Origin of the sequence: Pseudomonas sp. FG1, from assembly GCF_034313875.1 — a bacterium.
Taxonomy (GTDB): domain Bacteria; phylum Pseudomonadota; class Gammaproteobacteria; order Pseudomonadales; family Pseudomonadaceae; genus Aquipseudomonas; species Aquipseudomonas veronii.
This window is the reverse complement of sequence record NZ_JAVIWP010000001.1, coordinates 4,291,360-4,316,478: the sequence shown is the minus strand read 5'-3', so window position 1 is coordinate 4,316,478 and position 25,119 is coordinate 4,291,360. Positions and strand designations below refer to the sequence as shown.

Genomic DNA, 25,119 nt, shown 5'->3' with positions numbered 1-25,119 from the left:
ATCCATGAAAATAGTCCGCCTAGCGCTCTCTCAAACTCTCCTGAACATGCTGGCGCAAAGGGCTCAGGAAGTAATCCAGCACCCGACGCTGATCCGTCTTGACCTCCGCCGTCACCGACATACCCGGCGATAGCGCAACGCGTTGGCCCTTGATATTCAAATGATCTTCTTTCAATCGAATCCGGCTGCTGTAGACGGGCCCACGCTTCTCATCATCTATGGCATCGCTGGACAGCCCGATCGCTTCCCCTTCGACCGCCCCTGATCTCGCACGTTTTCTTGAAGTCGTTGCCGTCGTGCTGCCAGTAGCGTTCCTTGATGCGGCGGATCATGTCAGGCGTGTCGTAGCCGTCGATCAACTCATCTACTGCCCTGGGCAAGCCCTGATCGCGCTTTACGTGGGTGATTGCCGCCATCTTGCCGACGTTGAAGTACATCCCGATGAACAGCGGCTCACCGGGCTGCACTGTGTCGAAGCACCCGTTGAGCTTGCGGTCGTAGGCCGTGTAGATCGTGCCGGAGGTCAGGTTGACGAACTGCCCCTTGAGGTACGCCATGATCAGCTGTGGTGGATACGACTCCATCAGGGATGCGATGTAGTCATCCGGCAGGTTCAGCTCGTTGTCGAAAGTGCTGGCCTGCACCAGGCCGTACATCTCTTTGAGCGAAGGCTTGTCCCGCAACTGCTTCACGAACTGCAGGAAGACGAACTTGAAGCCTTCCGGTGTCGTGGTTACGTCCACCCCGTTCTTCAGCCCGGGCAGGTTGTAGCGCATCCGGGCAATGATCTTGCGCCAGGCCTGCTGCGCCTTGACGGCGGTCAGCACGTCCAGCTCATCCACCAGCGCTTGGCCGATCTTGAAGCCAACGATGGTCTGCGGCTTCTCCATCGACCGACAAATCACAGTGCCGCGGTACTGCCGGCCGCTGTAGATGTGAACCTCGTGGTTCGCCTGGTTGATCTTGGTCTTCAGTCCCCAGTCGTAGGCCACCTCATCCATGGTCGGATAGAAAATGTCCCGGATCTGCGGGTAAGTCGGTGCGAAGTAGCCAGCATTGACGCCAGGCCACTCCATGAAGTGCTTGCTCAGCGCCGAGCACCCCACCCAGGTCTTGCCTGAGCCGAACCCAGCAACGAACGCACGAAACTTGTGGGGTAGCGTGAGGAACTGAGCCTGCGGAACGTTAAGGCTCGGCATTCGGCTTCCTCGCATCTACCACGTCGACCTGGATACGGGTCGGGATCACCGGTTCGTCACCAGCCTCTTCCTTCCGTGCCCGGTTGACGTAGATGTCACCGGTTTCTTTCGCGGCCTGCTCGAGGATCTGCATGGCCAGACCGATGTTCTTCATCGTCTTGGCCTTCTCCACAAAGCGGTTCATGGCTCGCAGGCGGAACGCGCGGTTGGCGATCGGGATCTCTGCCGTCTCTTCGCGGAACCGCTTGCGAGTGTCGTGAAAGAGGGTCTGCCACTTGAGCGCCAGGTGGGAGCCGGCGCGCTTTGTTGGGTCGTGCTGCTCAACCTGCTGCCGGGTTACGTCCACATCGAATTCTTGCTTCACCGCTTGTGAGACCTGGCTCGGAGTGTCGAAACACGCCAAAGCCTGAACGATGAAGCTCTTCACCTCATTTTTCAGGGCTGCCATAAGTTAGATTCCGTCTCACGCCTGTCTTACATCAGGCCAACTTGAGCAGACAGGTTCCGCAGGCCCTCGCAATGTTCAATTTCCCCACCTCGGCAGGACTGTTTGCAGCATCCACCAACGCTTGAACGTCAGGGCTTGCACCGTAGCGGCGGACCACACCGACGAACTCTTCCACGTCGTGGCCCTGCAGCTTGATCTTCGGTACACCGTCTTGAGTGAATGCTGGTTGACCGTACTTGTCGGTCGCGTGAGCCAAGTGATACAGCTCGTGTTCGACCAGGGCGCAGAACTCAAGGTCGCTACACTGGGCGCAGTAATCGGCAGCAAAGGTGATGATGAAAGCCGGCACGTCGCCGAACCAATCACGCATCTGTTGCTCCATCCGGGCTTTCTGCCAGCCGCCGGCGCGAAACGCTACCTGTTCGGCCTGGCCCAGGACTGTGCGGCCCTGCTTCTCGAATGCTGACGACGCCCACATGACCCGGATGTCTGCATCCAGTAGGTGGGCATGGTCTTCGTTGTGAATGCTGCCGGTGTCGGCAAGGATCTCGGCTTGAAGCCACTCCCACACCTCAGGCGCAGGAGCCAGATGGATACCGAAGCGGGATAATTCGGACAGCTCAAGCACTTCCGGCGGCGGTACTGGCCTGGATACAAAACAGTTTTTAGCCATTGGAATTCCAGCCCTGAGACCCCATATCAATCGTCTCGTACATAGGATTTACCAATGAAACTGCGGATTCCACGGGCATCCGGCCACCCATTCCATGAACATCCGGCCACTGATTCCACGATGATCCGGCCACCCGTTCCACGGCCATCCGGCCACCCACAAGGCAGGCAGCAACGCAGGATTAATTCACTACCATCGACCTCTTTTATCGAAGCAGAGAGGTCGTCGTGGAGCGGTTATCCATGCGTAAAATTAAGGAAGTGCTACGTCTCAAGTTTGAGGTCGGCCTATCTGCTCGCCAGATCGCTGTCAGCTTGCAGGTGGGTCGCGCAACTATCGGTGAGTACCTCAATCGCTTTGCTGCCAGCGGGCTGACTTGGCCGTGTGCGGCGAGCGAGGCGCAGTTGCAGCAGCGTCTTTTTCCGCCACCACCCGACGTCCCCAGCGATCAACGTCCGATGCCGGACTGGACTCATGTCCACGCAGAGTTGCGCCGCCCCGGCGTAACCCTGGCCCTGCTTTGGCAAGAATATCGACTCGCCCATCCGCAAGGCTTCCAATACAGCTGGTTCTGCGAGCACTACCGGCTCTGGGCCGCCAAGGTCGACGTGGTCATGCGCCAGGAACATCGCGCCGGCGAAAAGCTGTTCGTCGATTACGCGGGTCAGACCGTGCCGATCATCGACCGGCGAACCGGAGAGATCCGCCAGGCCCAGATCTTCGTCGCCGTCCTCGGCGCCTCCAGCTACACCTTCGCCGAGGCGACCTGGTCGCAGAAACTGCCCGACTGGCTGGGCTCGCATGCCCGCTGTTTTGCTTTTTCGGCGGCACCGCACAGATCCTGGTGCCCGACAATCTGCGCAGTGGCGTGACCAAGGCGCACCGTTACGAGCCCGATATCAACCCCAGCTACCGCGATCTGGCCGAGCACTACGGCGTCGCCGTATTGCCCGCTCGCTCACGAAAACCCAAGGACAAAGCCAAGGTCGAAGTCGGTGTTCAAGTGGTCGAGCGCTGGATCCTGGCGGTGCTGCGCAATCGGCAGTTCTTTTCGCTGGGTGAACTCAACACCGCCATCGGACTGCTGCTGGATCGCCTCAATCAGAAGCCCTTCAAGAAACTGCCCGGCTCACGCCGCTCGGCCTTCGAGACCATCGACCAACCCGCGCTGCAACCGCTACCAGAACATCCGTATGTCTACGCCGAATGGAAAAAGGTGCGAGTCCACATCGACTACCACGTCGAAGTCGACGGCCATTTTTACTCCGTGCCGTACCAACTGGTGAAACACCAACTCGAAGTACGCCTGACCGCGCAGACCGTCGAGTGCTTCCACGCCAACCAGCGCGTGGCCAGCCATCTGCGCTCGCCGCACAAAGGCCGCCACACTACCCACACCGAGCACATGCCCAAAAGTCACCGCGAACACGCCGAGTGGACGCCCCAGCGGCTGATCCGCTGGGCTGAGCAGACGGGCCCGAATACGGCCGGTGTCATCGCCTACATCCTCGAACGCCGAATCCATCCGCAGCATGGCTTCCGCGCCTGTCTGGGCATCCTGCGCTTGAGCAAACAGCACGGCGAAGAGCGGCTGGAAGCCGCTTGCCAACGTGCGCTGGCCCTAGGCGCATGCAGTTACAAGAGCCTCGAATCGATCCTGCGCCAAGGCCTGGAACGGCTACCTCTTGCCCAGCAAAACCTGCCGTTACTGCCCGATGAACATATCAATCTGCGCGGCCCTGGCTACTACCACTGACTGAAAAAGGAGCACGAACATGCTGCCTAACCCGACCCTCGACAAGCTGCAAATCCTACGCCTGCACGGCATGATCAAGGCGCTTGGCGAACAACACGCAACGCCCGACATCAACGATCTCAGCTTCGACGAACGCCTCGGCCTGATGGTCGACCGCGAGCTGACCGAGCGCGAAGACGCCCGCCTGACGACTCGCCTCAAAGCCGCACGACTGCGCCATAACGCCTGCCTGGAAGACATCGATTACCGCAGCCCTCGTGGCCTGGACAAGGCGCTGATCCTGCAACTGGGTAGCGGCCAGTGGCTGCGCGATGGCCTGAACCTGATCATCGGCGGGCCGACGGGCGTAGGCAAAACCTGGCTCGCCTGCGCGCTGGCTCATAAAGCTTGCCGCGACGGTTACAGCGTGCGCTATCTGCGCCTGCCGCGCTTGATGGAAGAACTGGGCCTGGCACACGGCGACGGCCGCTTCGCCAAGCTAATGGCCGGCTACGCCAAGACCGACCTGCTGATCCTGGATGACTGGGGCTTGGCGCCGTTTACCGCTGCTCAGCGGCGCGACATGCTTGAACTGCTGGACGACCGCTACGGCAACCGCTCGACGCTGGTAACCAGCCAGATGCCGGTGGACAAATGGCACGCACTGATCGGCGATCCGACCCTGGGCGATGCGATCCTCGACCGGCTGGTACATAACGCTTATCGGATCGAACTGAAGGGCGAATCGATGCGCAGACGCGCAACGAAATTGACGGCGACAGAGACTTCAGACTAACAATGCAAGCCTGCGTCGCTGCGCTCCGACTGCCCGGCCGGATGAGCGTGGAATAGGTGGCCGGATGTTGGTGGGCTGGGTGGCCGGATGGCGTGGAATGCGCAATGAAACCCATTGATTACCAGGCAGCCCCCATAGAACAGGTCGCTGTGATTTATATCGCTGCGAAACTCCTGATTCAGCGCGGCGACAATCTTTCTGAAGAAGGCATGAGCTCGGCGAAAACCGACCATGGAGACGCACATGACGAACTTACGAAACGCTCATTTCACCCCGCAGTGTGGATTCGCGGCCAACACTGCCTGAGCCCAGAAGACTTCCTCTGCCTGCTTAATACGTCGCCGCCAGAAACTGTGGAACTGAAACAAAGCACAGCAGGCGAAACGTTACTTGTGCCAACCTCTTTGATACTTAGTCGATTTGCTGACCTAGCAATGCGGTGATATGAGATTTACAAGCCTTGCGTACCGGCTCTCACCATCCCCAACGATTAATTCGATCAGTTTCTCGGTCACACAATCACCATTTCGTGAGCCTGCCCGTGAGCGTGCCCGTGTAGGACTGCCACCACCAAGCCTTGTGGTAGTCCGGCAGACTTTGCTGCGTCTACTGCCTTAGCGATGGCACCATCCAGATCGGTAAGGGCTTTGTTGATGTCCTGGCTCATCGGCAGAGCGTGGCGCAGGCGCGTGACGTTGCTCATCAACTGAACGGATCGACGGGTTTGGCGATCGAGCGCACGAACCACATGAAGCCCTGCTGCAAATTGGTCTTGGCCAAGGCCAGCAGTCGCGGATCAACGCCTTCAATCTTGCCGATCTGCTTGAACAGTTCGCCGGCGTCAGCCTCCAGCGCCTTGATGGAGTTCATGCCGTCGATCTCGGACTGACTCAGGTCGCGGTAGCCGGTGATTTTCTTGTGCTGGTTATCCATGGGTGATTCCTCATGATTGCGCGCCACGATTTGGCGCATTCGAAAACGTGGCGCGGAATTAATCGACCTTACGAGTGGGCAGTTTGAAGTCAGTCACCCGATCAGCAATCGACCGAATCTTCTCCACACCCAGGAAGCCTACCCAGCCACCTGCGAAGGTAGCCATGCTCTGGGGCAGACCGAAGAAGTCCAGGCCGCTAATGATGGTCAAGGTAAGGCCGCCACAGATCGCGCCTTCCACCAGCATCTGGCGCCGTGTGCCGCCGCCGTAGGTGATGCGCAGGACGGCCATGGCGCAGGACAGCGCAGCCGCATAGAGGATTGGCGAATGCTGGCTCAACCACGCAAGCGCAATCGCCCATGTGTCTGGTTTGTCTGGCATGTTGGACATCTCGGTTCCTCCCCGTCAGGGAGTTATGAATATGACAGGCCATGACCTGCAGATTTGAATCAGCCCCGGCGGCACTCCCAGCTCAGAGCGAAGGGTGTGGCGGGGCCGAAAACGAAAAGGCCCTGATTGATTTCGAGGCCCTGAATATGAAAAAGTTAGCCCGCCAACCGGCATACTGCGTTGTGACATTGGCTCGATCCAGGCAGGTAATTACAAGGATGACGCTATGACGAAAAGAAACATCAAACTTCTATCATTAACCCTATTGGTTTGCGTCGCGACAATCGCAAACGCGGAGTCGCCAGATGCCTCACCCGAGGCCGAAACGCTGTACTTCAAGGCACTCCCTTACCTTGATAAAATTGACGACATTGATAACGAAATTTTCAATATTCGGCATCAACTACCCAATGAGGAAAAGTTTCCCGAAAAGAAAAAAGAAGAACTCATAAATAAACTACGCACTCTAGTGGCGGAGGCCGCCCCCCTACTCAAGCGCTCAGCCGCTGACGGAAATCCAGCTGCACAATACCGGCTCGCTCGGCTCGCTATAGGCATTGAACCCAGAGAGCAAGCTGTAGATCAGGTCTGCTCTTTATTGAAATCTAGCCTAACAAAAGGGTTCGCCCCAGCAGGTATGCAGATGATCAGCTACTGCTTCGACGATGTAAAAACAGCCGAGTTTCGATCATTGATTGACGCCTTACCTGAAAATACAACTTCGCAAAGCAAGTACTATCCGCAGCCAATGCTTATGCCTAGCTGCGACAGGGATAGTGATTCCAGGAGCAAAAATGCAATTGCATCTCTCAATGAAAAAGCTATTCGAGCCGAGCTCTACATGAGTCTATCAACTCAAATTTCAGGGCAGAACCTTAAGCAGGAAAAGATCCGCTATCTTCAAAAAGCAGCTAACTATGGATGCAGACGCGCTATAGAGCGCCTAAAACTGATAGATGACGTTCGGGACGTCAATGTTCTTCCGTAGCGCGCACTACCGGCCTAACAGCGCCCAGTCCTTCCCGAGGGCAGTCCTAGCTACAGGTGACTTTTAGTCAATAAAAACCCCGACGCGATGGCCGGGGTCAGAGTCTAAGTGGTGAGTAATTTCTAGCTGGCTGATATTACTTCAGTCACTACAGTTGCAGGGCTCTCAAGCGCAAGGCGCTGCTGCCGTTTTTCCTCTAACAACTCAACGATCGAGACACGATGTTTTTCGGTATGGGCGAGGAACGCCGACCTTGGAAGCAGAAGACGTACAGGCGCGGGCAGAAGCTCAAAAGCTTTTTCCGCAACAAGCAAAAACGCCTCATCATCCTTGATGCGGTCATGCGTAACTGTAAGCAGGCCATCAACCACCACACGCTCGATCTGCGGCCAATTTTTTTTCCAGATACTCAGTCACAACGTTTGCCCCCTCTCCAACAGAGTTGAGGACTGCGTCCTTTGCCGAGACCACCGTCTCGCTAACGGCTTCTGATAACGCCTTCGCCTTGTCAGCCAAAAACCCGAACATATTCATCCGCTCCATGAATGCACAATAAAAATTTATCGACACCGATCGAGCGTTCTTTAGAACAAATTTTTAGCACAGAAAACCCGGCGCATGACCGGGTTCAGAGTTTCGTGTGCGTTTTGCGTTACTTGTGCACTATGGAAAAAGTACCCGCTTTATTCATTCATGTCAATATTATTATGCCGCCTATTGATCTTTTTCCGAGTGAATCACCTGCCAAATTGGTTGTTGCGCCTGTACATCCACTTCCTCGATGACCTTTCTCAGGGAAACCCATAGGTCTCGCCAGTCCCGGTTCCAGTTGTTTTGATCTACTGAGACCCCGAAGAACGTCATCATCTCGGCAGCGACACGCGCCGGCCCCCACTCTGCCGCGCCATGCACCTCCCCCTTGTACGATTGCAGGGCCAGGGTAACCAGGTACTGCGCCTTCACACGCTTGGCCGATGTCAGGTCTGGTAGCGCCGCCTTGGCCGTAGCAGCACCGCATTCAGTAGGTGCCGCATATTCATTGCCGGGTGGTACAGGTAGTGCCCAAACTGCTGGACTTGGAACGGAAGCGTGTCGATGGCCCGCAGCACTTTGCCGATGGTGGCCAGGTGAGCGGCGCGGGCCGTGGATCGGCCTACCGGCGTACCGCGCGTCTCGCTGATGCTGATCTTCTGGCGCACAACCTGAATGCGCTCCTCCTTGTCCTCCCCTAGCGCAGCGAACACTGCCTCGTGCCTACGCATGCGTGCGCCCTTCTTGATCGGTGCCGATTGCGCTTTGTCGATTGCTACAGCGCTGACCACGGCCAGAAGTACCTGGCAGACCTTAGCGTTGAGCCGATCACCGAGGATGGTCGCGCCATTGCCGGTCTGCTCACCGGTGCCGTCACCCGGGCAGAGCCGGTACTTCGCCAAAAACTGGAGATCGTGAAGAGCTCGATGCTGGAAATGCGGAGGGCCAGCGAAGAACGGAAGCTCGAAATGCGGATTGAAGCGGCCAACGAATTGGCAGATCGCCGGGCACTGCTCATCAAGCAGGCGCAGGAACTGGAAGAGAAGAGGGCGGCGCAATGACCGACAAGATCAGCGTCAACTGCCAGGCCAAGCTCACCGAGGCCATCACATGCCTGACCACCATGTACCGGAACAAGAAATTTGTGGTGGTCTCCCTGCGCCCGGGCAAGGACCGCACGCTTGAACAGAACCGGCTGTGGTTCGGGATGTACAAGCGAATCGCCGAAATGACCCAGATCGGCGATGCGGCGGACGCCCGACGCTACTGCAAGCTGCACTTTATTACTACAGGGACGCGAACGGCAAAGAGCTTCCGCTGGGAGGCGATCTCGATAAAGCCAGACTCAAATGGGCAGAACTTGAGTCCAAGGCAAAGCCGGCAGACCTGAAGATCATGAAGGGGATTTTTGACAGGTACGAGCGGGACATCATCCCGAAGAAAGCGCCGCGGACGCAGAAAGACAACAAGGCAGAGCTCAAGCACCTGCGCAAAGGGTTCGAGGCAGCGCCCATCGATGCAATCACCCCGTCCATGGTTGCACAGTACCGGGACGCCAGGACGGCGAAGACCAGAGCAAACAGAGAGATCGCCCTGCTCTCCCACGTCTACAATATGGCGCGAGAATGGGGCTTTACGGATCGGGAAAATCCTTGCGCCGGGGTCCGAAAGAATAAAGAGAAGGTCCGCGACTACTACGCCAATGAAATGGTTTGGAGCGCCGTCTATGGAAAAGCCCCACAAGAACTTAGGGACGCGATGGACTTGGCCTATCTGACAGGCCAGCGCCCGGCAGACGTGATCGCAATGAGGCGGGGGGATATCGAAGGGGATTACTTAACCGTGCAGCAGGGAAAAACAGGCAAGCGCCTCAGGATTCAAATGCAGGCAGGCGGCGTGAAGAACACCCTCGGCCTGCTCATTGAGGACATCATGGCCAGGAACAGTCAGCACAACTCGCAGCACTTCATTCTCAGCAGGACCGGGATGCGTGTCTCTCAACAAATGCTCCGCAACCGGTGGGATGACGCCCGAGAAGCCGCTCGCTCCTTGGCCGCCAGTGAGGGACGAGTTGATGACGCGGAGAATATCCAACTGTTTCAGTTCAAGGATATCCGCCCCAAAGCCGCTTCCGAAATCACGGATATCGCCGACGCAAGCCTCCTGCTCGGTCACTCGGAACAAGAGATCACCAAGCGCGTGTACCGGCGCATCGGTGCGGTCGCGCAGCCTTCAAAATGAGCTAGTTTCGGAACTCCACCCCCTAAAGTTTCGGAACTCCAGCACTTTCCAACAGGCAATAAAAAAACCCGTAGACGTTAATCTACGGGGTTTCTAAGAGTGGAGGCCGAGGTCGGAATCGAACCGGCGTAGGCGGATTTGCAATCCGCTGCATAACCATTTTGCTACTCGGCCTCAAACGATCAGTACCCTGGTTGCTGGCACTCACCGCATACAAACTTGAGTGGGCTATGTGAAGCGCGCCTCTACTCTAACTTATTGAATACATTGAAGTTTTTAATGCTTCATTGCGTTCGATGGGCGCCATTATGTACTCATTTGCTTTTGCCTGCAACCCCTTGATTTCAAAAAATATTCTGCCCTGGCATCAAGGGGTTGCGTGCGCGTCCTACTCTTTGATGACCTGCGATTGGTACTGCGGATCGGCCTTGATCTGCGCTTCGCTGAAGGGCAGCGGGCGGAGGTTTTTTTCGGAGAATGCGTGTGTCTGGTCCTTTGCGTATTTCGATGCAGGGTTGCTGGACAGGGAGAATGTCAGTAAGCCTTGGGCGCGGGGGCCGTTGGCGTCGAAGGTGACGATTTGCAGGTAGCTGCTGCCGCTGACCACCTCGCGTTTGCCATCGGCGCGGGGCACGGTTTGCATGGCGTTGTAGATGCCAAGCTGTTGCGGGCCGCCGTGGATCGGGGTCTGGCCGGAGACTTGTAGGTCGCCCCAGCGGCTGTTGGCGGTGAGCCCGAGTTGGCCGGCCTCGACGGTCGAGGCCAGCATGGCTTCGCGCAGGGCCTTGGCGACGGGCGCTCGCTCGATGGCCAGGCCACGTGGGGTGGTGAGGGGTTGGGCCGGGTCGAAGGCGACACGCCAGGCGTCAGGGCTGTGCTGCAGGTGTTGCATCAGGTTGATGAAATGCACCAGGCCCAGGCCGCTGTCGAGGTTGGCGCGCTGGTCCCAGGTTTGCAGGCTGGCGCACAGCGGTTGCAGCGTGGCGGTGTCGGCGCCGAGGTGCTTGGCGCAGAATTCGAGCAAATCGGGCATCACCTGGCTGGCGAGGTAGACCTGGTTGTCCATCACCATGTTTTGCAGGTCGGCAACGCTGATCGGCCGGTTGTCCAGCGACTGCAGGCGTTGCACTGCGAAACGTGCGCGGGGGCCGAGGCCAGTGTTGTCCTGGCTGATGACCGGGGAAAAACCGGTGAGGGGCGCCTTGGGGTTGACCATCCAGGCCGAATCGTTGGAATGCTGCACGTAGTCGGTACGTTCCAGTTGCGGCAACTGGTCGGCCGCGAAGATCCCGGCTTGGGCAGCACGCGGGTCGACGTCCCAGGCGCAGGCGCTGCGGGCACCGTCGAGCACGATCAATTGCAGGCCGGCCCGTGGGTCACTGCATTGCGCGAGTTTGGCCGCGTTGACGTTGGGCACCACCGACAGGTTCATGAACAGGCTCTGCCCCTGGTCATCCGCAGCCAGGGTATTGACCCACGGGATGCCTTGCAGGGTGTGTACCGCGGTTTGCAGCTCCTTGACGCTGCCGGCGCGATTCATCGCGTACCACTGTTGCAGCACGCGGTCGTTGCCCAGGTTGGCATCGCGCAGGCTGAAGGCGTAACGGTTGTCCCAATCGAGCTTGCCAGGCCATTGCACCACCGGGCCGAATTGCGAACGGTAGACGGTATGCGCCTGCTCTTTGAGGCTGCCATCGGCTTGTTTGACCTGCACCGTCAGCGTGGTTTTATCCAGCGGGATGGATTTACCGTCCAGCAGGTAGCGCGTGGCATCCTTGGGATCGAGGGTCAGGCGATACACGGTGAAATGCTTGGACGTGTCGACGGTATGGGCCCAGGCCACATGCTGGTTAAAGCCGATATTCACCAGCGGCAAGCCCGGCAGTGCAGCGCCCATCACATCCAGTTGGCCAGGGATGGTCAGGTGCATCTCATAAAAGCGCATGCCGCCGATCCAGGGGAAATGCGGATTGGCCAGCAGCATGCCACGCCCGTTGAATGAGCGGTCACGGCCCACGGCGACGGCGTTGCTGCCTCGGTCCAGAGTGAAACGCTGTTGATGCGCAGCGGCCAGTTCAAAGGCCTTGGCGTCGCCCTGCCGATGGGCGGTGGTGGTGGGCGGCGTGGCGCCGACAAGGGCTTCGGCGAATTGGCCGACGCCGCCCTCCACCAGCAGCCTGCGCGTCAGCTTGATCACATCCTGCGGCGTGATCGGCCGTACCCACGCCGCCTGGCACTGGGCCGGAGCGCCCTGCTCTGTCAGATAACGGTTGTAGCCGGCGACGTACCCTTCGATACGCTGCTGGATCGGTGGGCTCTGCGCCGCCCAGAACGTGGCCACCGCCTCTGGCGTATTCAGCCAGGCAAAGAACACATCGCTGGTAACGTTGTTGCGCTCCTCCAGGGTCGATTGTTCAGGGCCAAAGAACCTGGCGCGCGCTCCGCTCACCGTGACCACCTCGTTGGCCAGCAGGCACAGATTGTCCTGGGCATAGGCGTAACCGATGCCGAAGCCCAGGCCGCGCTCATCACTGGCGCGGATATGGGGCACACCGAAACTGGTGCGTCGGATGTCCGCCGCCGCATGCACCACCGCCTCGCGCGCGGATGCGGCCAGGCTCACGCCCAGCAACAGCGCCGTCACACACACCCTGGACAACCCGTTACAAATAATCACGCAGACCCCACCGTCAGATTAAACCGCCTCACAGGGCAATCACCCCAACGTAAGAACGCAACAGCCCGCGAATAATTTAGGTACGAATGCGGCCGCGTCATTTTCTGCGCTACGAGGGTGGCCAGTCCAAGTGCCGATGGCCTCCGTTACACATACTGACAACCCGCACCGCCCGCAAGCGGAACACAAGCACCTGCTTTCAACACCCAAACGAGCGCCTTCATACAAAGGCGTTCGTCGGCAAGGACTGCCTCACCGTGTGAAAGAAGGTACTCAGCATGACATCCGTCACCCTAACCTCCGGCTCGTCCCAGCAACCTGTTTACCCGCTGTTGCCCACGGCTTTAGCGACCGACGACATGGCTCCGGTCGCAGACCCGCCTACAGAGCAAGAAGTCGACAGCAATGACAACCGCCAGGCCCTCAAAACCGCATTGGCGCACAGGCGCAACCTGCAAACGCTCGCCCGCCAACTCAAGCAGGCCGCCCAGTCACTGGCACCGCAAGCCAGCGCCGAAGCAGTGCTGCGCGCACTGCAAGAAACTCTGATGGACGTCGATCCAGACTCGGCGCTTCAGCATCAATCGCCGCAGAAAATCAGCCTTGAGCGTTTCATCACACACCACGGCACGTACATTCCGGCCACGCGTGAAGACCTTTTCGACATGGCCGACGCACTGATCAATCATTCGTTGTCGCACCCATTGGGCAACTTGGGCGGCGGGCTCAGTTGGGCATTGCCGCTGAGCGTGGAACACCAGCGCGTGGTGCGCGACGTCGTGGCCGACAACACCGAGAAACTGCCGGGCCTGCCCCTTTTCGACCCTCGGCGCGGAGCATTGGGGTATCTGCTGGAAGGTAATCCGCTATCCGGTACCGAGCTACAGGACCCGGCCAAGGCGTTGGAGAAACTCCTCGATACCCCCAAGGCGCAGGAGCTGGGCCAGGCGATACAGGCCAAGGTCGGCGGCATCGCGACCGATACCAGCGCAAACGACTATGTACTGAGCGCGATCCATTTGGGGCTGGACCCCGAATCCATCGAACGGCCTGGCAGAAATACCGTCGCAGGCTTCAACCTCGCTGCCGAGAGCCACTGGGGCATGTCGCCAGCCAGTGTGATCAGCGCACTGGCCAAACACCTGAGCGACAGCGGCAAGACTTCTCTCGCTAGCGCGGATCTCGGCGCCAGGTTGCTGCTGGCACGGGTGGCGCCGCAATATCTGGTCAAGGATATTCCCGCCACGGTGGTGTACGGCAGCCAGGCATGGGCCAACTTGTGCATCGCCGTGGCTGCGATTGAAGCCCAGGCACCCGGCAAGGCAATGCACATGGATTTTGCCGAAGTCATGCGCCATGCCGACTCAATAGCACCGGCGGGTGAAGCGGCGCAGAAGGCCGCCTTGATCGATTGGGGCGTGGTGAACGGTTTTCTCTACGCCAAAGACGATGCGGCGTACAACAACGCAGAAATCGAGTACACCCGCGAAGCCTTCAATACCCAACACAGCGAATTGAGCGCCGCGTCCGAAGAAGTCGGCGCGACACTACCCAAGCGCAAACAGATGGCGCTGGATCTGCTGAAAGCCACCTTCGGCGAACGCGATGACTTTGAGGATCGCGTGTTGCACATCAACTATAAATCCAACGACCCCAAGGCCCCGCGCTTCAGCCAAGCCTATTCGATGCTCGACATCACTCAGCAGGGGCTGGAAATCGACGCGCAGAGCTGGCTGGTCAGAGGCCCACGCGCCGACATCGATCTTGAGGCGTTTGCGCAGTTCACCCGAAGCCCGTCTTTCAATATCCCGCAGGCGTTCGACGCGGCATTTACCAACGCGCTGGACACTATCAAACAGGTAAAAAAATACTCACTCATCAGTGTCATTGACCGCCTGCCGTTGGCCGATCGAACACGCCTCAATTATGGAAAAATCAGTTTTTTCAAGGAAAACGACTACCGCACCAGCTTGATTCCTTTCGCCCAAGACAAGCTCTTCCACACCAGCCCAAAGATCCTCGTACACAGCGAATATCAAAACAGCCATCAGACATACGAATTCGATACCACAACCGGCATCATCTCCAAGGTTGACCAGGGCAGGATCAGCCGGCCCCACCAATACGTGTCGGACGAAGTCAACAAAATCGAAGCGTTTCATCCCAATCGCTCAACCCACAACTACGACGCCGAAGAAAAGGAACCGCAATACCCCACCTTCAACACGTTCCAAAGTCCGCGAACCCACTACATCGCCGACGCACTGATCAAGGCGTTGGGGTTTGATGAGCCTGCCGTCAAGCAATACGCCGCAGGCGAAACCCCGGACGAGGCGCGACGCGAATGGGTGAGTTCAACAACGGACGCATTATTGAACCTGATCCCCCTCCGCTCGGCGATCACCCACTTGCGCAACGGTCACTACAAGGACGGCGCGATTGACCTGGCGCTGGATATATTTGGCTTTGTGACGGCCGGGTTGGGCGCTACCGCAAAGCTCGGCAAGGCAGTGACAAACGCGGGTTCAACCCTGGGTGCCTTGGCGCGTGGCGGCAAAATCCTCGGGGTCACCGCACTCAACGCCTTCAACCCGTTGAGTGGCAGCGTTGACCTGGCGGTGGGTGCAGGCAGACTTGTCACGGATGGCATCAGCGCCAGCGCGCAAGGCATCCGCAAGCTGCGCGGCACGGCCAACGGCCAGTCGCTGGTCATCGCCAGCCAACGTTACGAGGCCGCCGCAACAGGCGTTTTACAGGTGGGTACGCAGCAAGTGGAAGGCTCGGCCATACGCCAACACGGTAAATGGTATGCCTTCGATTCAGACGCCATGCAGCCTTATGGGCCCGCACTCGACGCATTCACCCCTGTCCATACGCTGATGCCGCCCTCACCCACTGCCCAACACCCGGGGCGATCGGCTCGTGATCATCGCTTCAACCCGTTGAGCCGACCGTCACGTCCGCCACTCAGTCAACCGCCGGCTGGGCTGCCAGTCGAGCCGGTGCGTAAAATCGACCATTTGCCCGACGCCGAGTACGTGAGCAGCATTCGTGGCCGCCCCATCGAGGGCCATTTCACCCCCAGCAGAAAGCAGGCAACCCATGAGAAATTCGCCCAGGAAATGCGCGATTTTTATACGCACATGGCCGCAAACGGGCTGCCCCCCCGCCCCGAGTTTCCAAACATTCCCGCGCCAAAGAAAACGAGCGATGTGATTGCCGATGCTTTTCGCACGGCGCCTGGCCTGGTATTCGGCGAATCCCACAGCAGCTTGGCGGCTTTCCGGACTTTGTATGACAACGTCGATGTGTTTGTTCAGAACAAGGTAAAAAAGCTATTCGTCGAAGGCCTGGTGTACGACAAAATCATGCGCTGGAAAGACGATGGCATGGGCCGGATCGGGCTCATATACCGCCCTCCCAACCAACGCCCGACCCTGGGCGAACTGTTGAAGAAATTCGAAGACAACGGGATCGAAATCGTACCGCTTGACCATTTTTACCTGACGCGGCACAACGACGAACGCCACCTGTTCGGCGGCCCCATCAAGACACCTGCGCAGGCCAAACGACGACTCGAAGAGTTCAACTACTACGCCACCCGCACCATCGAGCAACACGCAGGCGAGGACAAGTGGGTTGCCCTGGTAGGGCGCCATCATCTCAATACCACCCAGAATGTTCTGGGCCTCTCCGAATTGACCGGCGCCACCGGCATCGCCGTATATGGAAGAGCCGGACGCGTTAACTACGGCGTTCGCTCGGCAGACCCACGCCCCGGCCCCTCGGGCACCCTCACCCCTGCGGATGACTTGACCGGCGACCTGCAGATTTTCGCCGGCGAAGTGTGGCCGGTGTGACGGGAACAGCAGCCAGAAGACGTCTATCCAGAGCGATTGCAATGTCACAAAGCGGATACCGACAAATTTTCTACATCCGGCACTTCATGATTTGCATCGCTCGTTCGTCTTATTAGGTAACAGCGCCATCATTTTCCTGATCAGGCTCTGATAAGGAGTTTTTGCATGTACAACTCGCAACTGCCCACGGACGGACATTCACCGACCGCCGAGGCCGCTCATGGCAGAGGCGCCCAAGCGTTCGGCAGCGCACCTGAACAGCACGGCAATCAGCGCATCCGCCATTTGCTCAAGTGTTTTGGTTTGCGCACCAGCCTGATCCGGCTGAAGGTCATCGACGCCCTCCTCACCGCCGCCGACAACCAGCGCACCCTTGGGGTACGCGGGGTACACAGCCATTTGCTGGAGCTGGGCATCCCGTTGTCGTTTCTCAGCGTGCGCGAGGTACTCAAGCGCCTGTGCAGCGAGGGCGTGATCACCCTCAATGCCGACAAAAGCTACAGCCTCCATGAAGAGGCTGCCAAAGTACTCGAAGGCCGCGCCTGACCCACGCAGCTGAATCAGAAGTTGGGCTTGACCTTGCGCCGCATCACACCGTTGATCACGACCACGGTGACCGCCACCGCAATGGCGATGTACTGGAACGTTTTTTCGCTGATAACCCCGGTGTTCTGCAAGTAGGACAGGCCAAACATCGTCCCCAGTACGACCAGGGAGATCAGAATCGAGTATTTCAAACGTTGCTTTTGCGTCATGACGGGTTCCTGAACCTTGAGAATGTATCCACTTTGTATCGCCGAACATGCCAAATACATACCCGCTGGAGGGGATGGAATCGGGTCGGCAGGGTCTCATGTTACAGGCGATGAAAAACTTTGGCTTGCCCGTCGCCTGATTCAATCTATGAGTACCCTAGAGGATTTTGAAATGTTCCGTCGAATCACACTGCTGATTCCCTTGTTGATCATCCTGAGCATGAGCGGCTGCATCATTTTCCCACACGGTGGTGGCTGGCATGACCACCGTTACTACGGTGGCGGCCCGGGTTACTACCACCGCTGATCACACGTGCGTCTCGCTCTCCCTGCGCAGAGCGAGACCGCTCAAGCCGTCGCTTATCCACCTGCCTTCAAAGGGCGCGTTTGGCCCGCCGATCACCGCCGGCACGAAACATTTTGCACCAAGCTTCTCGCCATCCTGCGGAACACTTTCAGCCAACCCACCACGGAATGGGCAGCCCTGATGCGCAATCAGATGCTCACCTCATTGAATGTGAAGGCCCCGCCGATGCTATTTCCTCTCGTTTATTTCGCAGCCACTCATACCCACACGCCACAACCTGCCCCTCGCGATAAACCCTCGCCTTACGATCCCCCATCCGATCTGACGCCAGACGACAGTAACCGCAGAAAACACCCGCTGCACACTGACGGCGACGTGACAATCAGTCGACTCATTGACTGGGATACATCGACCCCTGAAAAGCCGGAGATTATGAACAATTGGCTTTTAGTGGAAAGCGGTAACCATTCGGACCGTATCCATGTACGCAGTTGGCCCGGCGACAAGCTGCAAATCCTGATCAACGACAAGCCCTATTTTTTCGACATCAAAGAAAAACAGGGCCCGGAGCAGCACCTCTGGATCGAAACCCAAGGGGGCGATGACACGGTAATAATCGACGATGACGTCAAGCTTCGTGTTGACGTTGAAGGGGGCGATGGCAACGACTACATCCGGGCAGGCGGAGGCCGGAGCAGACTCTATGGCGGGAACGGCAAGGACTTCCTGCAACTGGGCAGTGGTCTCGGCTATGCCGAGGGCAATGACGGCGACGACACCATCCTTGGGGGAAGCGGCCATGCCGTGATGTATGGCAATAAGGGCATGGACCTGCTCATTGCCGGCGACGGTCCCGCCACCAAGCAGAGTTATCTGGACGGTGGCGACAACGAAGATGTACTCGTCTCAGGCAGCGGGCATACGGTTTCACATGGCGGCAATGACGATGACCTTCTTATAGGGCGCGACCGTACCACCTTCTATACAGGGAAAGGCCACGACACCATTTTGAATAATCAGCGCAAGGACCGTATCTACGCCAACGCCAGTGATCATTTCGACCGTACCCAAGGCTCGGCTTTCACCGAGGTCAAACCCAGCAACGCCGGCGAGCAGGCGTTCATCGTGAAAGACGGGCACCTGGAGTTCAAACAACGGGTAACCGACGACCTCGAATTCCTGCGCAGTTCGCCGCTAGGCCAACAGACCCTTGCCAAAATGGATGAACTCGCCGTGCTGAACGGCGGCAAAGTCACCATCGAACGAGGTGACTCGGGCAACACGTCATACATTTTCTGGAGAACTGATCAGGACGAGCTGACACCTGAGGCATACGAAGCTCTCACCCCATCGGAGCAGGGAATCATCCAAAATGGTGTGGCCGGTTTGGGCGCCAATAGTGCCCACATTTTTTATGACCCCCAGTCTACCCGGGAGCGAGCTGACGGTACCTTTACAGGGTTTCCCGTAACCGGCCTCTTTCACGAGATTGGGCATGCCTACAATGGCGCCACCGGCACGTTCCTGGCGGGTGAGAGTACCCAACGTCGGGAATCAGGCAGAACGGACATCGTCCCGCATTTAGAACACCAAGTCGTTGGCCTGCCCAGCGATGCAGAACCTTTTGACCTCGATAACGACCCCGCCACGCCACCAAGCACCATTAATCCAAAACCCTTCACTGAGAACGGTCTGCTCGAAGAAATGGGTAAACCGCTTAGGAAAAGTTACCGATTTGATCTCAGTGCTCAGGGGGACGGTCTCTAGTACACCCTTCACACGCCAGCCGGTCAGCCATATCAACAACCTCAGCACCCAGAACGCCACGGCTGCCGAGCAGCAAAGCGCTGTGACCGAGTGGATCAACCGCAGCATGGTCCATATCCGACATATGGTCGAAGAGCGGGTGCAAAGCGGCCATGCCACTGAAACCAATACGCAAAGCCTGCTCAACGCCAATGCCTGGGTGATCGCGCTGATGAGCCGCTTCAAGGTGCAGTGATAAATTTATGAGACACTCCCGTGCAATGCATGGGAGTAGGTCTATCCTGACAGCTCCGGGTGCAGAGTTTCACCACACAGGAGGTGTTCCATGCGCGCTGTCGAGCAGTCGGTCCGCCTGGAGCGGATCAGTCAGGAACGCTTTATCCAAGCGCCTATCGAGGCTGTCTACAACTATGTAACCCAGCCCGATCGCTGGCACGAATGGCACCCGACCTCCCTCAGTGCCGACACCGGCACCACCGGTTCACTCTCCGCCGGCACGCGCTTTACCGAGGTGATCGACCTGCTGGGCGTGCGGGTGCCGATGAGTTACCGCGTGCAGATCGCCCGGCCGCCGGAAGAATTCAAGGCGGTATTCACCTCCCTGGCCGTCGACGGCTCGATTCACTACAGCCTGCACGCCTGTCGTGACGGCACGCTGTTCAAGCGCGTGTTGACCTATGAAACCGAACTGCAACTGGCCGGCTTGCACGAGCGCATGGTGGAGCTGTCCACGGTTGCGCTGGACCAGCTCAAGCAACGCTTGGAAAACCCCGCCTTCGTCGAATGAGCCAACATACCGTCGAGCTTCCGCACGGCCGCGATGCGCCTTAGTCTCGACGGCGAGCCTATCGACCCAACGACCGGACAGCCTGCAAACATCTCCGGCAACATCTTGACAAGGCAAAAGCGTAACCTCTATTGTCTGACAACCTGACTACCAAGGTTTTTTCCATGCTTGAGCTCCAGCGCCCTGACTCGCTCGTTGTACGGGTCGTCAGCGCCATCCGCGCCGAAATCGATTCTGGCCAATTGGCGCCCGAGTCGCGTTTGCCCACTGAACAGCAACTGGCTGAACAACTGAACGTCAGCCGCTCGGTGGTGCGCGAAGCCATTGCCCAACTCAAGGCCGATGGTGTGCTGACAGCCAAGCGTGGCCTGGGCTCATTTATCTCGCAAACCCCTGCGGGTACGGTGTTTCGCTTCCCGGAAAAAAACGGTCGTCGTCCGGACCTGGCGCAGATGTTCGAAGTGCGCCTGTGGATCGAAACCCAGGCCGCCTCGATCGCCGCCCAACGCCGTGATGCCGACGACCTGCAGCGCATGCAGAAGGCGCTGCAGGAAATGCACGACCAGCGCGCCGACTTCGAGGCCGCCGCCCTCGCCGATGTCGAGTTTCATCGCGCCATCGCCGAAGCCAGCAAGAATGACTACTTTGTCGCCTTCCACGACTTTCTGCGCAGCCAGTTGGCCAGTGCGCGCAAAACCGCCTGGGAAAACTCGGCGTCGCGTTTTGCCAGTGGCTCGGCCGACGCCACCCAGGAACACCAGGCGCTTTACCAGGCCATCGCCGACGGGGATGCCCAAGCGGCCGCAGCCAATGCCGAAGCGCACCTGCGCGCAGCGGCCAAACGCCTGCAACTTGAGCTGCCTGCCACGAACTGAATGATCCAAGCTTTGTGCAGCGTGCCTCAGGCACGCCATTTTTTTAACAAAAACATTAGTCTGACAACCTGATAAGCAGACTGAAATGTGCAGCCCTTAGGTACTCCAAACCATGATTTACGACTTCTGCATCATCGGCGGTGGCATCGTCGGCCTGGCCACTGCGATGGAGCTGCTCAAACGCCAGCCCAACGCCTCACTGGTGATCCTGGAAAAAGAAGCCTCGCTGGCCAAGCACCAGACCGGACATAACAGCGGGGTGATTCACGCCGGCATCTACTACGCCCCCGGCAGCCTCAAGGCCGATCTGTGTAAACGCGGCGCCGAGGCCACCAAACGGTTTTGCCGCGAACACGGGATCAAGTTCGAGGTGTGCGGCAAGTTGCTGGTGGCCTCCACGCCCCTGGAAATGCAGCGCATGGAGGCACTTTATGCGCGCTCGCAGTTGAATGAGCTGAAGGTCGAACGCCTGGACGCCGACCAACTGCGCCAGCGCGAGCCCAACATCATCGGTCTGGGCGGCTTGTTTCTCGATGCGACCGGCATTGTCGATTACCGCGAAGTCTGCGAAACCATGGCCCAGGTAATTCGCCGACAAGGCGGTGAGATCTGCCTGGAGCGCACCGTCACCGCCATTTCGGAAGACACCGACAAGGTCACCGTCAACACCCGCGGCGAAGCCTGGCAAGCCAGGCACCTGGTGGTCTGCGCCGGCCTGCAGTCGGATCGGCTGGCGACGATGGCCGGAGTCAAGATCGACCACCAGATCATTCCCTTTCGCGGCGAATACTTCCGCCTGCCGGCCTCGAAGAACAACCTCGTCAACCACCTGATCTATCCGATTCCGGACCCGGAACTGCCGTTCCTCGGCGTACACCTGACGCGGATGATCGACGGCAGCATCACGGTCGGCCCCAACGCCGTGCTGGGCCTGGGCCGGGAGAACTACCGCAAGTTCTCGATCAACTGGCGCGACGTGGCGCAGTACGCCAGCTTCCCCGGTTTCTGGAAAACCCTCTGGCAGAACCTGGGTTCAGGCAGCGTCGAGATGAAAAACTCACTGTTCAAGTCCGGCTACCTGGAGCAATGCCGCAAGTACTGCCCGTCGTTGAACCGCGAAGATCTGCTGCCCTATGAAGCAGGCATCCGCGCCCAGGCCGTGATGCGCGACGGCAGCCTGGTCCACGACTTTCTGTTCGCCCAGACGCCCCGCATGCTCCATGTCTGCAACGCGCCCTCACCCGCCGCCACCTCGGCGATTCCCATCGGCGAAATGATCGCCGATCGCATGTTCACACCCGGCTGACACCGCATCCCCGGCCCTTCCCGGGCCATCGCCACAAGCGTCACTTTGACAATAAATATAATGACTCAGAAGGAAGTACAGAATGACGGCAACACCGCATACCGCTGCCCCGGAAACGCCGGCACAAAGCAAAAAACGCCTGCGCAAAGTCGCCGCCGCCACGATCTTCGGATCGATGCTGGAGTGGTACGACTTTTACCTGTACGCCACCATGGCGGCCATCGTGTTCTCGAAGATCTTCTTCGATAACAGTGATCCGAAAACCGCCTCGCTCATGGCCTTTTCCACCTTCGCCATCGGCTTTATCGCCCGACCGTTCGGCGGCATTCTGTTCGGCTACCTGGGCGACAAGTTCGGCCGCAAACAGGTGCTGGTATTGACCTTCTGCATGATGGGCGTGTGTACCACGCTGATCGGCCTGATCCCCAGCTATGCCTCCATCGGCATCTGGGCGCCGATCGTCCTGGTGTTCATCAGGATCATCCAGGGCCTGGGCGCCGGGGCCGAGTTGTCGGGCGCGGCGGTCACTTCCTACGAGCACGCGTCGGAAGGCAAGCGCGGTAGCCAGGGCGCCTGGCCGGCGTTGGGCCTGAACCTGGGCCTGCTGCTGTCGTCATTGACCGTGTACCTGCTGACCATCAATGGCAACGACTTCATGCTGGCAGGCGGCTGGCGTATCCCGTTCATCTGCAGTATCGCGTTGGTGGGCGTCGGCCTGTGGGTGCGCAACAGCATTCCGGAAACCCCGGAGTTCAAGGAGTTGAGCCAGGCAGCCAAGGTCGCCAAGCCTTCGCCACTCAAAGCGCTGTTCAAGAACGATCTCAAGGGGTTGGCGGTGGTGTTCTTCGTAGCCATTGGCTACAACGCCCTGAGCTATATCTTCAAGACGTTTTCCCTGGCCTACCTGACTCAATTCAAAGGCGTCGATGTGCACGTCACGTCGCTGTCGGTGACCATTGCCAGCCTGATCGCCATCGTCGCGGTGCCGTGCTTCGGCTGGCTGTGCGACAAATGGAGCAGCAAAAAAGTGCTGGTACTCGGCGGCGTCTGCTCGCTGTTGTTTGCCTACCCGTTCCTGGCCCTGCTCGACACTGGCGACAGCCTGATGATCTACATTGCCATCGGCGTCGGCACCGGCCTGCTCGCTCCCATGATGTTCGCGCCCCAGGGCTCGTTCTTAAGCCGTCAATTCCCGACCCAGACGCGTTCCTCGGGCTTCGGCACCGGCCGCGAAATCGGCACCGCTATCGCCGGCGGCCTGGCACCGCTGGGAGCCTTGTCCCTGGTGGCCGCGTCGCCGACCCACGCCACAGGCGGGGTGGTGATTATCCTCGCGATCGCGGCACTGCTGGTGGTGGTGTTCGCCCTGTGCGACCAGGGCCGTAAACACTCGACCTTCAAGAACTGAGCGAAAAACCTCGGTCGACTTCAGCGCGGGGGCCAGGCCATGGCCTGAGCCCTTGCGCATGACCGACGTCAAGGCCGCCCTTCACGTAACCGGGTAACCTAAAAAATGTGAGATGAGTATTCACTCCCCCGAAGAAACCCTAGGAGCACCCGTTGAAAACCCGTCACTGCCTCGTCGTCCTCTTCCTGATCACGACGTTGACGTTACTCATGGATATACCGGTCAAGACGTGGCTGACCTCAGCGACCCTCAGTTTGCTGCTCGGCACTTGCGCGCTGGTGTACATGGCGGCGTCCTGTGTACTGGCCAGTCGCTGGTCGGTGGTGGAGAACGTGTTTGGCGGCCTGGATCGCGTCTATGAAGTACACAAGTGGTTGGGCATCTGGGCGCTGGTGTTCGCCACGTATCACTTTGTGTTCAAAGCTAACCTGGATGTGTGGAACAGCGTGCCCATCCTCGAGCTGCCCAAATACTGGACGCGCCTCGTCCGTCAACTGAGCTACGTGGCGCTGGGCCTGATCGTGCTGTTGGCGTTGAACCGCAACATTCCTTACAACGTCTGGCGCTGGTGGCACAAATTGTCTGGCCCGCTGTTCCTGATCGTGATCCTGCACGGGCTGAGTTTCAAATCGCCAATCACTCTGACCGCGCCATCGGGCGTCTGGTTGACCTTGTGCTGCAGCCTGGGCGTCATCGGAGCCCTCTATAAACTGGTGCTTTACCCCTGGGTTGGGCGTGCCGGCGAATACCGGGTGACGGCCGTCAACCGCGCCAACGGCGCGTTGCATTTGACACTGGCGCCGATTCACAACGGGTTTGACTTCAAGGCCGGGCAATTCGCGTTCCTGGCCATGCAGGTCAAAGGGTTGCGCGAGCCGCACCCCTTCACGATCGCCAGCGCCAACCGTGAGAACGGGCAGATTGCGTTCATGATCAGAGAGTTGGGGGATTACACCAACGCCCTGGCAGACTGCGCCAAGGTCGGCATGCGCGCCGATCTGTATGCGCCTTATGGGCGCTTCAAGCGTGCTGTGCAGGCCGAACGGGAAATCTGGATCGGCGCCGGCGTGGGCATTTCGCCGTTTATTTCCTGGCTGCAAGACCCTGCCGCCAAAGACTTCGACAAAGCCACGCTGGTCTATTGCTTCACGCCCGCGCGCGCCTTCCCGCCGGCCGAACAGGTGCAGACCATGGCCCGCTTACGGGGTGCGCAATTCGTCAGTAATGCCGGCGGCCTCGAACGCTTGGCCGACACCCTGCGCCAAGCCGTGGCCGAGACCGCCCCTGACAAAGTGCATATCAGCTTCTGCGGCCCCAAAGGCTTGCTGGTCAAGGTTCGCGAGCTGATGAACGCCCACCGGATTCCACCGGCCAACCTGCACAGCGAACGGTTCGAGTTTCGCTGAAACCACAGGACGCAGGTCAACCCAGCACCTGAAGGG

General features: G+C 58.8%; 21 protein-coding genes, 1 tRNA gene and 7 pseudogenes. 17 read left to right on the top strand and 12 right to left on the bottom strand.

The genetic code is table 11. The features are described 5' to 3' along the window. Positions 1-19 precede the first annotated feature (19 nt). From RGV59_RS19795 to RGV59_RS19780, 4 genes and pseudogenes are all read right to left on the bottom strand, one after another. Positions 20-262: pseudogene (locus RGV59_RS19795) on the bottom strand (hemolysin secretion protein D); the annotation flags it as partial. Next, positions 261-1,199 (bottom strand): annotated as a pseudogene (locus RGV59_RS19790) (terminase large subunit domain-containing protein); the annotation flags it as partial. The pseudogenes RGV59_RS19795 and RGV59_RS19790, both read right to left, overlap by 2 nt. Then, the gene (locus RGV59_RS19785) at positions 1,186-1,647 is read right to left on the bottom strand and encodes a DUF2280 domain-containing protein (RefSeq protein WP_126585204.1); all 462 of its coding nucleotides are present in this window, start codon (positions 1,645-1,647) and stop codon (positions 1,186-1,188) included. The pseudogene RGV59_RS19790 and the gene RGV59_RS19785, both read right to left, overlap by 14 nt. Positions 1,648-1,678: 31 nt before the next feature. Continuing rightward, a complete protein-coding gene (locus RGV59_RS19780; protein ID WP_126585203.1) occupies positions 1,679-2,320 on the bottom strand; it encodes a putative metallopeptidase in 642 nt (213 codons plus the stop codon). 242 nt (positions 2,321-2,562) lie between these two features. On the opposite strand from RGV59_RS19780, the pseudogene istA reads away from it, so the two are divergent. From istA to RGV59_RS19765, 3 genes and pseudogenes are all read left to right on the top strand, one after another. Further along, positions 2,563-4,076, top strand: a pseudogene (istA, locus tag RGV59_RS19775) (IS21 family transposase). 19 nt (positions 4,077-4,095) lie between these two features. Further along, positions 4,096-4,851 carry an IS21-like element ISPsy14 family helper ATPase IstB gene (gene istB, locus RGV59_RS19770; protein WP_057711072.1) on the top strand — a complete coding sequence of 252 codons (756 nt, stop codon included), beginning with the start codon at positions 4,096-4,098 and terminating at the stop codon, positions 4,849-4,851. Between the two features lie 104 nt (positions 4,852-4,955). Beyond that, positions 4,956-5,294: a hypothetical protein gene (locus RGV59_RS19765; RefSeq protein ID WP_177030284.1), complete on the top strand. Its 339-nt coding sequence runs from the start codon at positions 4,956-4,958 to the stop codon at positions 5,292-5,294. A 68-nt stretch (positions 5,295-5,362) separates the two neighbouring features. Here RGV59_RS19765 and RGV59_RS19760 read toward each other — a convergent pair whose 3' ends face one another. Genes RGV59_RS19760 through RGV59_RS19750 form a run of 3 tightly spaced genes read right to left on the bottom strand, consistent with a single transcriptional unit; the run spans position 5,363 to position 6,175 of the window. After that, positions 5,363-5,554 (bottom strand): hypothetical protein, encoded by a 192-nt coding sequence (locus tag RGV59_RS19760; protein ID WP_126585649.1) that lies wholly within the window; start codon positions 5,552-5,554, stop codon positions 5,363-5,365. Beyond that, on the bottom strand, positions 5,554-5,784 hold the full coding sequence (locus RGV59_RS19755; RefSeq protein WP_126585648.1) for a hypothetical protein: 231 nt from the start codon (positions 5,782-5,784) through the stop codon (positions 5,554-5,556). Before RGV59_RS19755 ends, RGV59_RS19760 begins: the two co-directional genes overlap by 1 nt. A 58-nt stretch (positions 5,785-5,842) precedes the next feature. Beyond that, positions 5,843-6,175 (bottom strand): phage holin, lambda family, encoded by a 333-nt coding sequence (locus RGV59_RS19750; protein ID WP_102617044.1) that lies wholly within the window; start codon positions 6,173-6,175, stop codon positions 5,843-5,845. Between the two features lie 226 nt (positions 6,176-6,401). On the opposite strand from RGV59_RS19750, the gene RGV59_RS19745 reads away from it, so the two are divergent. Further along, the gene (locus RGV59_RS19745; RefSeq protein ID WP_102617043.1) at positions 6,402-7,163 is read left to right on the top strand and encodes a hypothetical protein; all 762 of its coding nucleotides are present in this window, start codon (positions 6,402-6,404) and stop codon (positions 7,161-7,163) included. A gap of 122 nt (positions 7,164-7,285) precedes the next feature. Here the strand turns inward: RGV59_RS19745 and RGV59_RS19740 are convergent, their stop codons facing one another. Both RGV59_RS19740 and RGV59_RS19735 read right to left on the bottom strand, forming a co-directional pair. Next, positions 7,286-7,534: a hypothetical protein gene (locus RGV59_RS19740; protein WP_126585647.1), complete on the bottom strand. Its 249-nt coding sequence runs from the start codon at positions 7,532-7,534 to the stop codon at positions 7,286-7,288. A 343-nt stretch (positions 7,535-7,877) separates the two neighbouring features. Continuing rightward, a pseudogene (locus RGV59_RS19735) lies at positions 7,878-8,533 on the bottom strand (hypothetical protein). Here RGV59_RS19735 and RGV59_RS19730 point away from each other — a divergent pair. The 3 genes and pseudogenes from RGV59_RS19730 to RGV59_RS19720 form a co-directional block, all read left to right on the top strand. After that, positions 8,480-8,755, top strand: a pseudogene (locus tag RGV59_RS19730) (hypothetical protein); the annotation flags it as partial. The pseudogenes RGV59_RS19735 and RGV59_RS19730 overlap by 54 nt on opposite strands. Continuing rightward, a pseudogene (locus tag RGV59_RS19725) lies at positions 8,752-8,976 on the top strand (hypothetical protein); the annotation flags it as partial. The pseudogenes RGV59_RS19730 and RGV59_RS19725, both read left to right, overlap by 4 nt. Further along, complete coding sequence (locus tag RGV59_RS19720; RefSeq protein WP_219730776.1) at positions 8,961-9,935, top strand: tyrosine-type recombinase/integrase; 975 nt, start codon at positions 8,961-8,963, stop codon at positions 9,933-9,935. The pseudogene RGV59_RS19725 and the gene RGV59_RS19720, both read left to right, overlap by 16 nt. 100 nt (positions 9,936-10,035) lie before the next feature. On the opposite strand, the gene RGV59_RS19715 is transcribed toward RGV59_RS19720, so the two are convergent. Both RGV59_RS19715 and RGV59_RS19710 read right to left on the bottom strand, forming a co-directional pair. Then, positions 10,036-10,109, bottom strand: a tRNA-Cys gene (locus RGV59_RS19715). 214 nt (positions 10,110-10,323) lie between these two features. Next, a complete protein-coding gene (locus RGV59_RS19710) occupies positions 10,324-12,612 on the bottom strand; it encodes an acylase (RefSeq protein WP_126585611.1) in 2,289 nt (762 codons plus the stop codon). 278 nt (positions 12,613-12,890) lie between these two features. Between RGV59_RS19710 and RGV59_RS19705 the strand changes: the two genes are divergently transcribed. Together RGV59_RS19705 and RGV59_RS19700 are read left to right on the top strand one after the other, a co-directional pair. Further along, a complete protein-coding gene (locus RGV59_RS19705) occupies positions 12,891-16,472 on the top strand; it encodes a membrane-targeted effector domain-containing toxin (protein ID WP_126585610.1) in 3,582 nt (1,193 codons plus the stop codon). A 165-nt stretch (positions 16,473-16,637) separates the two neighbouring features. Beyond that, on the top strand, positions 16,638-17,018 hold the full coding sequence (locus tag RGV59_RS19700) for a hypothetical protein (protein WP_017846378.1): 381 nt from the start codon (positions 16,638-16,640) through the stop codon (positions 17,016-17,018). A 14-nt stretch (positions 17,019-17,032) separates the two neighbouring features. Here the strand turns inward: RGV59_RS19700 and RGV59_RS19695 are convergent, their stop codons facing one another. Beyond that, the gene (locus tag RGV59_RS19695; RefSeq protein WP_017846379.1) at positions 17,033-17,227 is read right to left on the bottom strand and encodes a hypothetical protein; all 195 of its coding nucleotides are present in this window, start codon (positions 17,225-17,227) and stop codon (positions 17,033-17,035) included. 172 nt (positions 17,228-17,399) lie between these two features. On the opposite strand from RGV59_RS19695, the gene RGV59_RS19690 reads away from it, so the two are divergent. The 8 genes and pseudogenes from RGV59_RS19690 to RGV59_RS19655 all read left to right on the top strand — a co-directional run bounded on the left by RGV59_RS19690 (position 17,400) and on the right by RGV59_RS19655 (position 25,083). Further along, the gene (locus tag RGV59_RS19690; protein ID WP_017846380.1) at positions 17,400-17,534 is read left to right on the top strand and encodes a hypothetical protein; all 135 of its coding nucleotides are present in this window, start codon (positions 17,400-17,402) and stop codon (positions 17,532-17,534) included. Positions 17,535-17,540: 6 nt separating this feature from the next. Then, positions 17,541-19,301 carry a M91 family zinc metallopeptidase gene (locus RGV59_RS19685; protein WP_260473867.1) on the top strand — a complete coding sequence of 587 codons (1,761 nt, stop codon included), beginning with the start codon at positions 17,541-17,543 and terminating at the stop codon, positions 19,299-19,301. 22 nt (positions 19,302-19,323) lie between these two features. Next, positions 19,324-19,536: pseudogene (locus RGV59_RS19680) on the top strand (methyl-accepting chemotaxis protein); the annotation flags it as partial. 90 nt (positions 19,537-19,626) lie between these two features. Continuing rightward, complete coding sequence (locus tag RGV59_RS19675) at positions 19,627-20,088, top strand: SRPBCC family protein (RefSeq protein ID WP_017846383.1); 462 nt, start codon at positions 19,627-19,629, stop codon at positions 20,086-20,088. Between the two features lie 164 nt (positions 20,089-20,252). Then, a complete protein-coding gene (locus RGV59_RS19670) occupies positions 20,253-20,963 on the top strand; it encodes a FadR/GntR family transcriptional regulator (RefSeq protein ID WP_017846384.1) in 711 nt (236 codons plus the stop codon). A 112-nt stretch (positions 20,964-21,075) separates the two neighbouring features. Further along, complete coding sequence (lhgO, locus tag RGV59_RS19665; protein WP_017846385.1) at positions 21,076-22,269, top strand: L-2-hydroxyglutarate oxidase; 1,194 nt, start codon at positions 21,076-21,078, stop codon at positions 22,267-22,269. A gap of 82 nt (positions 22,270-22,351) precedes the next feature. Further along, on the top strand, positions 22,352-23,677 hold the full coding sequence (locus tag RGV59_RS19660) for an MFS transporter (RefSeq protein ID WP_126585609.1): 1,326 nt from the start codon (positions 22,352-22,354) through the stop codon (positions 23,675-23,677). Between the two features lie 152 nt (positions 23,678-23,829). After that, positions 23,830-25,083 carry a ferric reductase-like transmembrane domain-containing protein gene (locus RGV59_RS19655; RefSeq protein ID WP_046486071.1) on the top strand — a complete coding sequence of 418 codons (1,254 nt, stop codon included), beginning with the start codon at positions 23,830-23,832 and terminating at the stop codon, positions 25,081-25,083. The last annotated feature ends 36 nt before the right edge of the window (positions 25,084-25,119 follow it).

Bases quoted from the DNA above. Each gene is read 5' to 3' on its own strand.
- RGV59_RS19785 (WP_126585204.1), bottom strand. From the start codon at position 1,647: ATGGCAGCCCTGAAAAATGAGGTGAAGAGCTTCATCGTTCAGGCTTTG.
- RGV59_RS19780 (WP_126585203.1), bottom strand. From the start codon at position 2,320: ATGGCTAAAAACTGTTTTGTATCCAGGCCAGTACCGCCGCCGGAAGTG.
- istB (WP_057711072.1), top strand. From the start codon at position 4,096: ATGCTGCCTAACCCGACCCTCGACAAGCTGCAAATCCTACGCCTGCAC.
- RGV59_RS19765 (WP_177030284.1), top strand. From the start codon at position 4,956: ATGAAACCCATTGATTACCAGGCAGCCCCCATAGAACAGGTCGCTGTG.
- RGV59_RS19760 (WP_126585649.1), bottom strand. From the start codon at position 5,554: ATGAGCAACGTCACGCGCCTGCGCCACGCTCTGCCGATGAGCCAGGAC.
- RGV59_RS19755 (WP_126585648.1), bottom strand. From the start codon at position 5,784: ATGGATAACCAGCACAAGAAAATCACCGGCTACCGCGACCTGAGTCAG.
- RGV59_RS19750 (WP_102617044.1), bottom strand. From the start codon at position 6,175: ATGTCCAACATGCCAGACAAACCAGACACATGGGCGATTGCGCTTGCG.
- RGV59_RS19745 (WP_102617043.1), top strand. From the start codon at position 6,402: ATGACGAAAAGAAACATCAAACTTCTATCATTAACCCTATTGGTTTGC.
- RGV59_RS19705 (WP_126585610.1), top strand. From the start codon at position 12,891: ATGACATCCGTCACCCTAACCTCCGGCTCGTCCCAGCAACCTGTTTAC.
- RGV59_RS19700 (WP_017846378.1), top strand. From the start codon at position 16,638: ATGTACAACTCGCAACTGCCCACGGACGGACATTCACCGACCGCCGAG.
- RGV59_RS19695 (WP_017846379.1), bottom strand. From the start codon at position 17,227: ATGACGCAAAAGCAACGTTTGAAATACTCGATTCTGATCTCCCTGGTC.
- RGV59_RS19690 (WP_017846380.1), top strand. From the start codon at position 17,400: ATGTTCCGTCGAATCACACTGCTGATTCCCTTGTTGATCATCCTGAGC.
- RGV59_RS19675 (WP_017846383.1), top strand. From the start codon at position 19,627: ATGCGCGCTGTCGAGCAGTCGGTCCGCCTGGAGCGGATCAGTCAGGAA.
- RGV59_RS19670 (WP_017846384.1), top strand. From the start codon at position 20,253: ATGCTTGAGCTCCAGCGCCCTGACTCGCTCGTTGTACGGGTCGTCAGC.
- lhgO (WP_017846385.1), top strand. From the start codon at position 21,076: ATGATTTACGACTTCTGCATCATCGGCGGTGGCATCGTCGGCCTGGCC.
- RGV59_RS19660 (WP_126585609.1), top strand. From the start codon at position 22,352: ATGACGGCAACACCGCATACCGCTGCCCCGGAAACGCCGGCACAAAGC.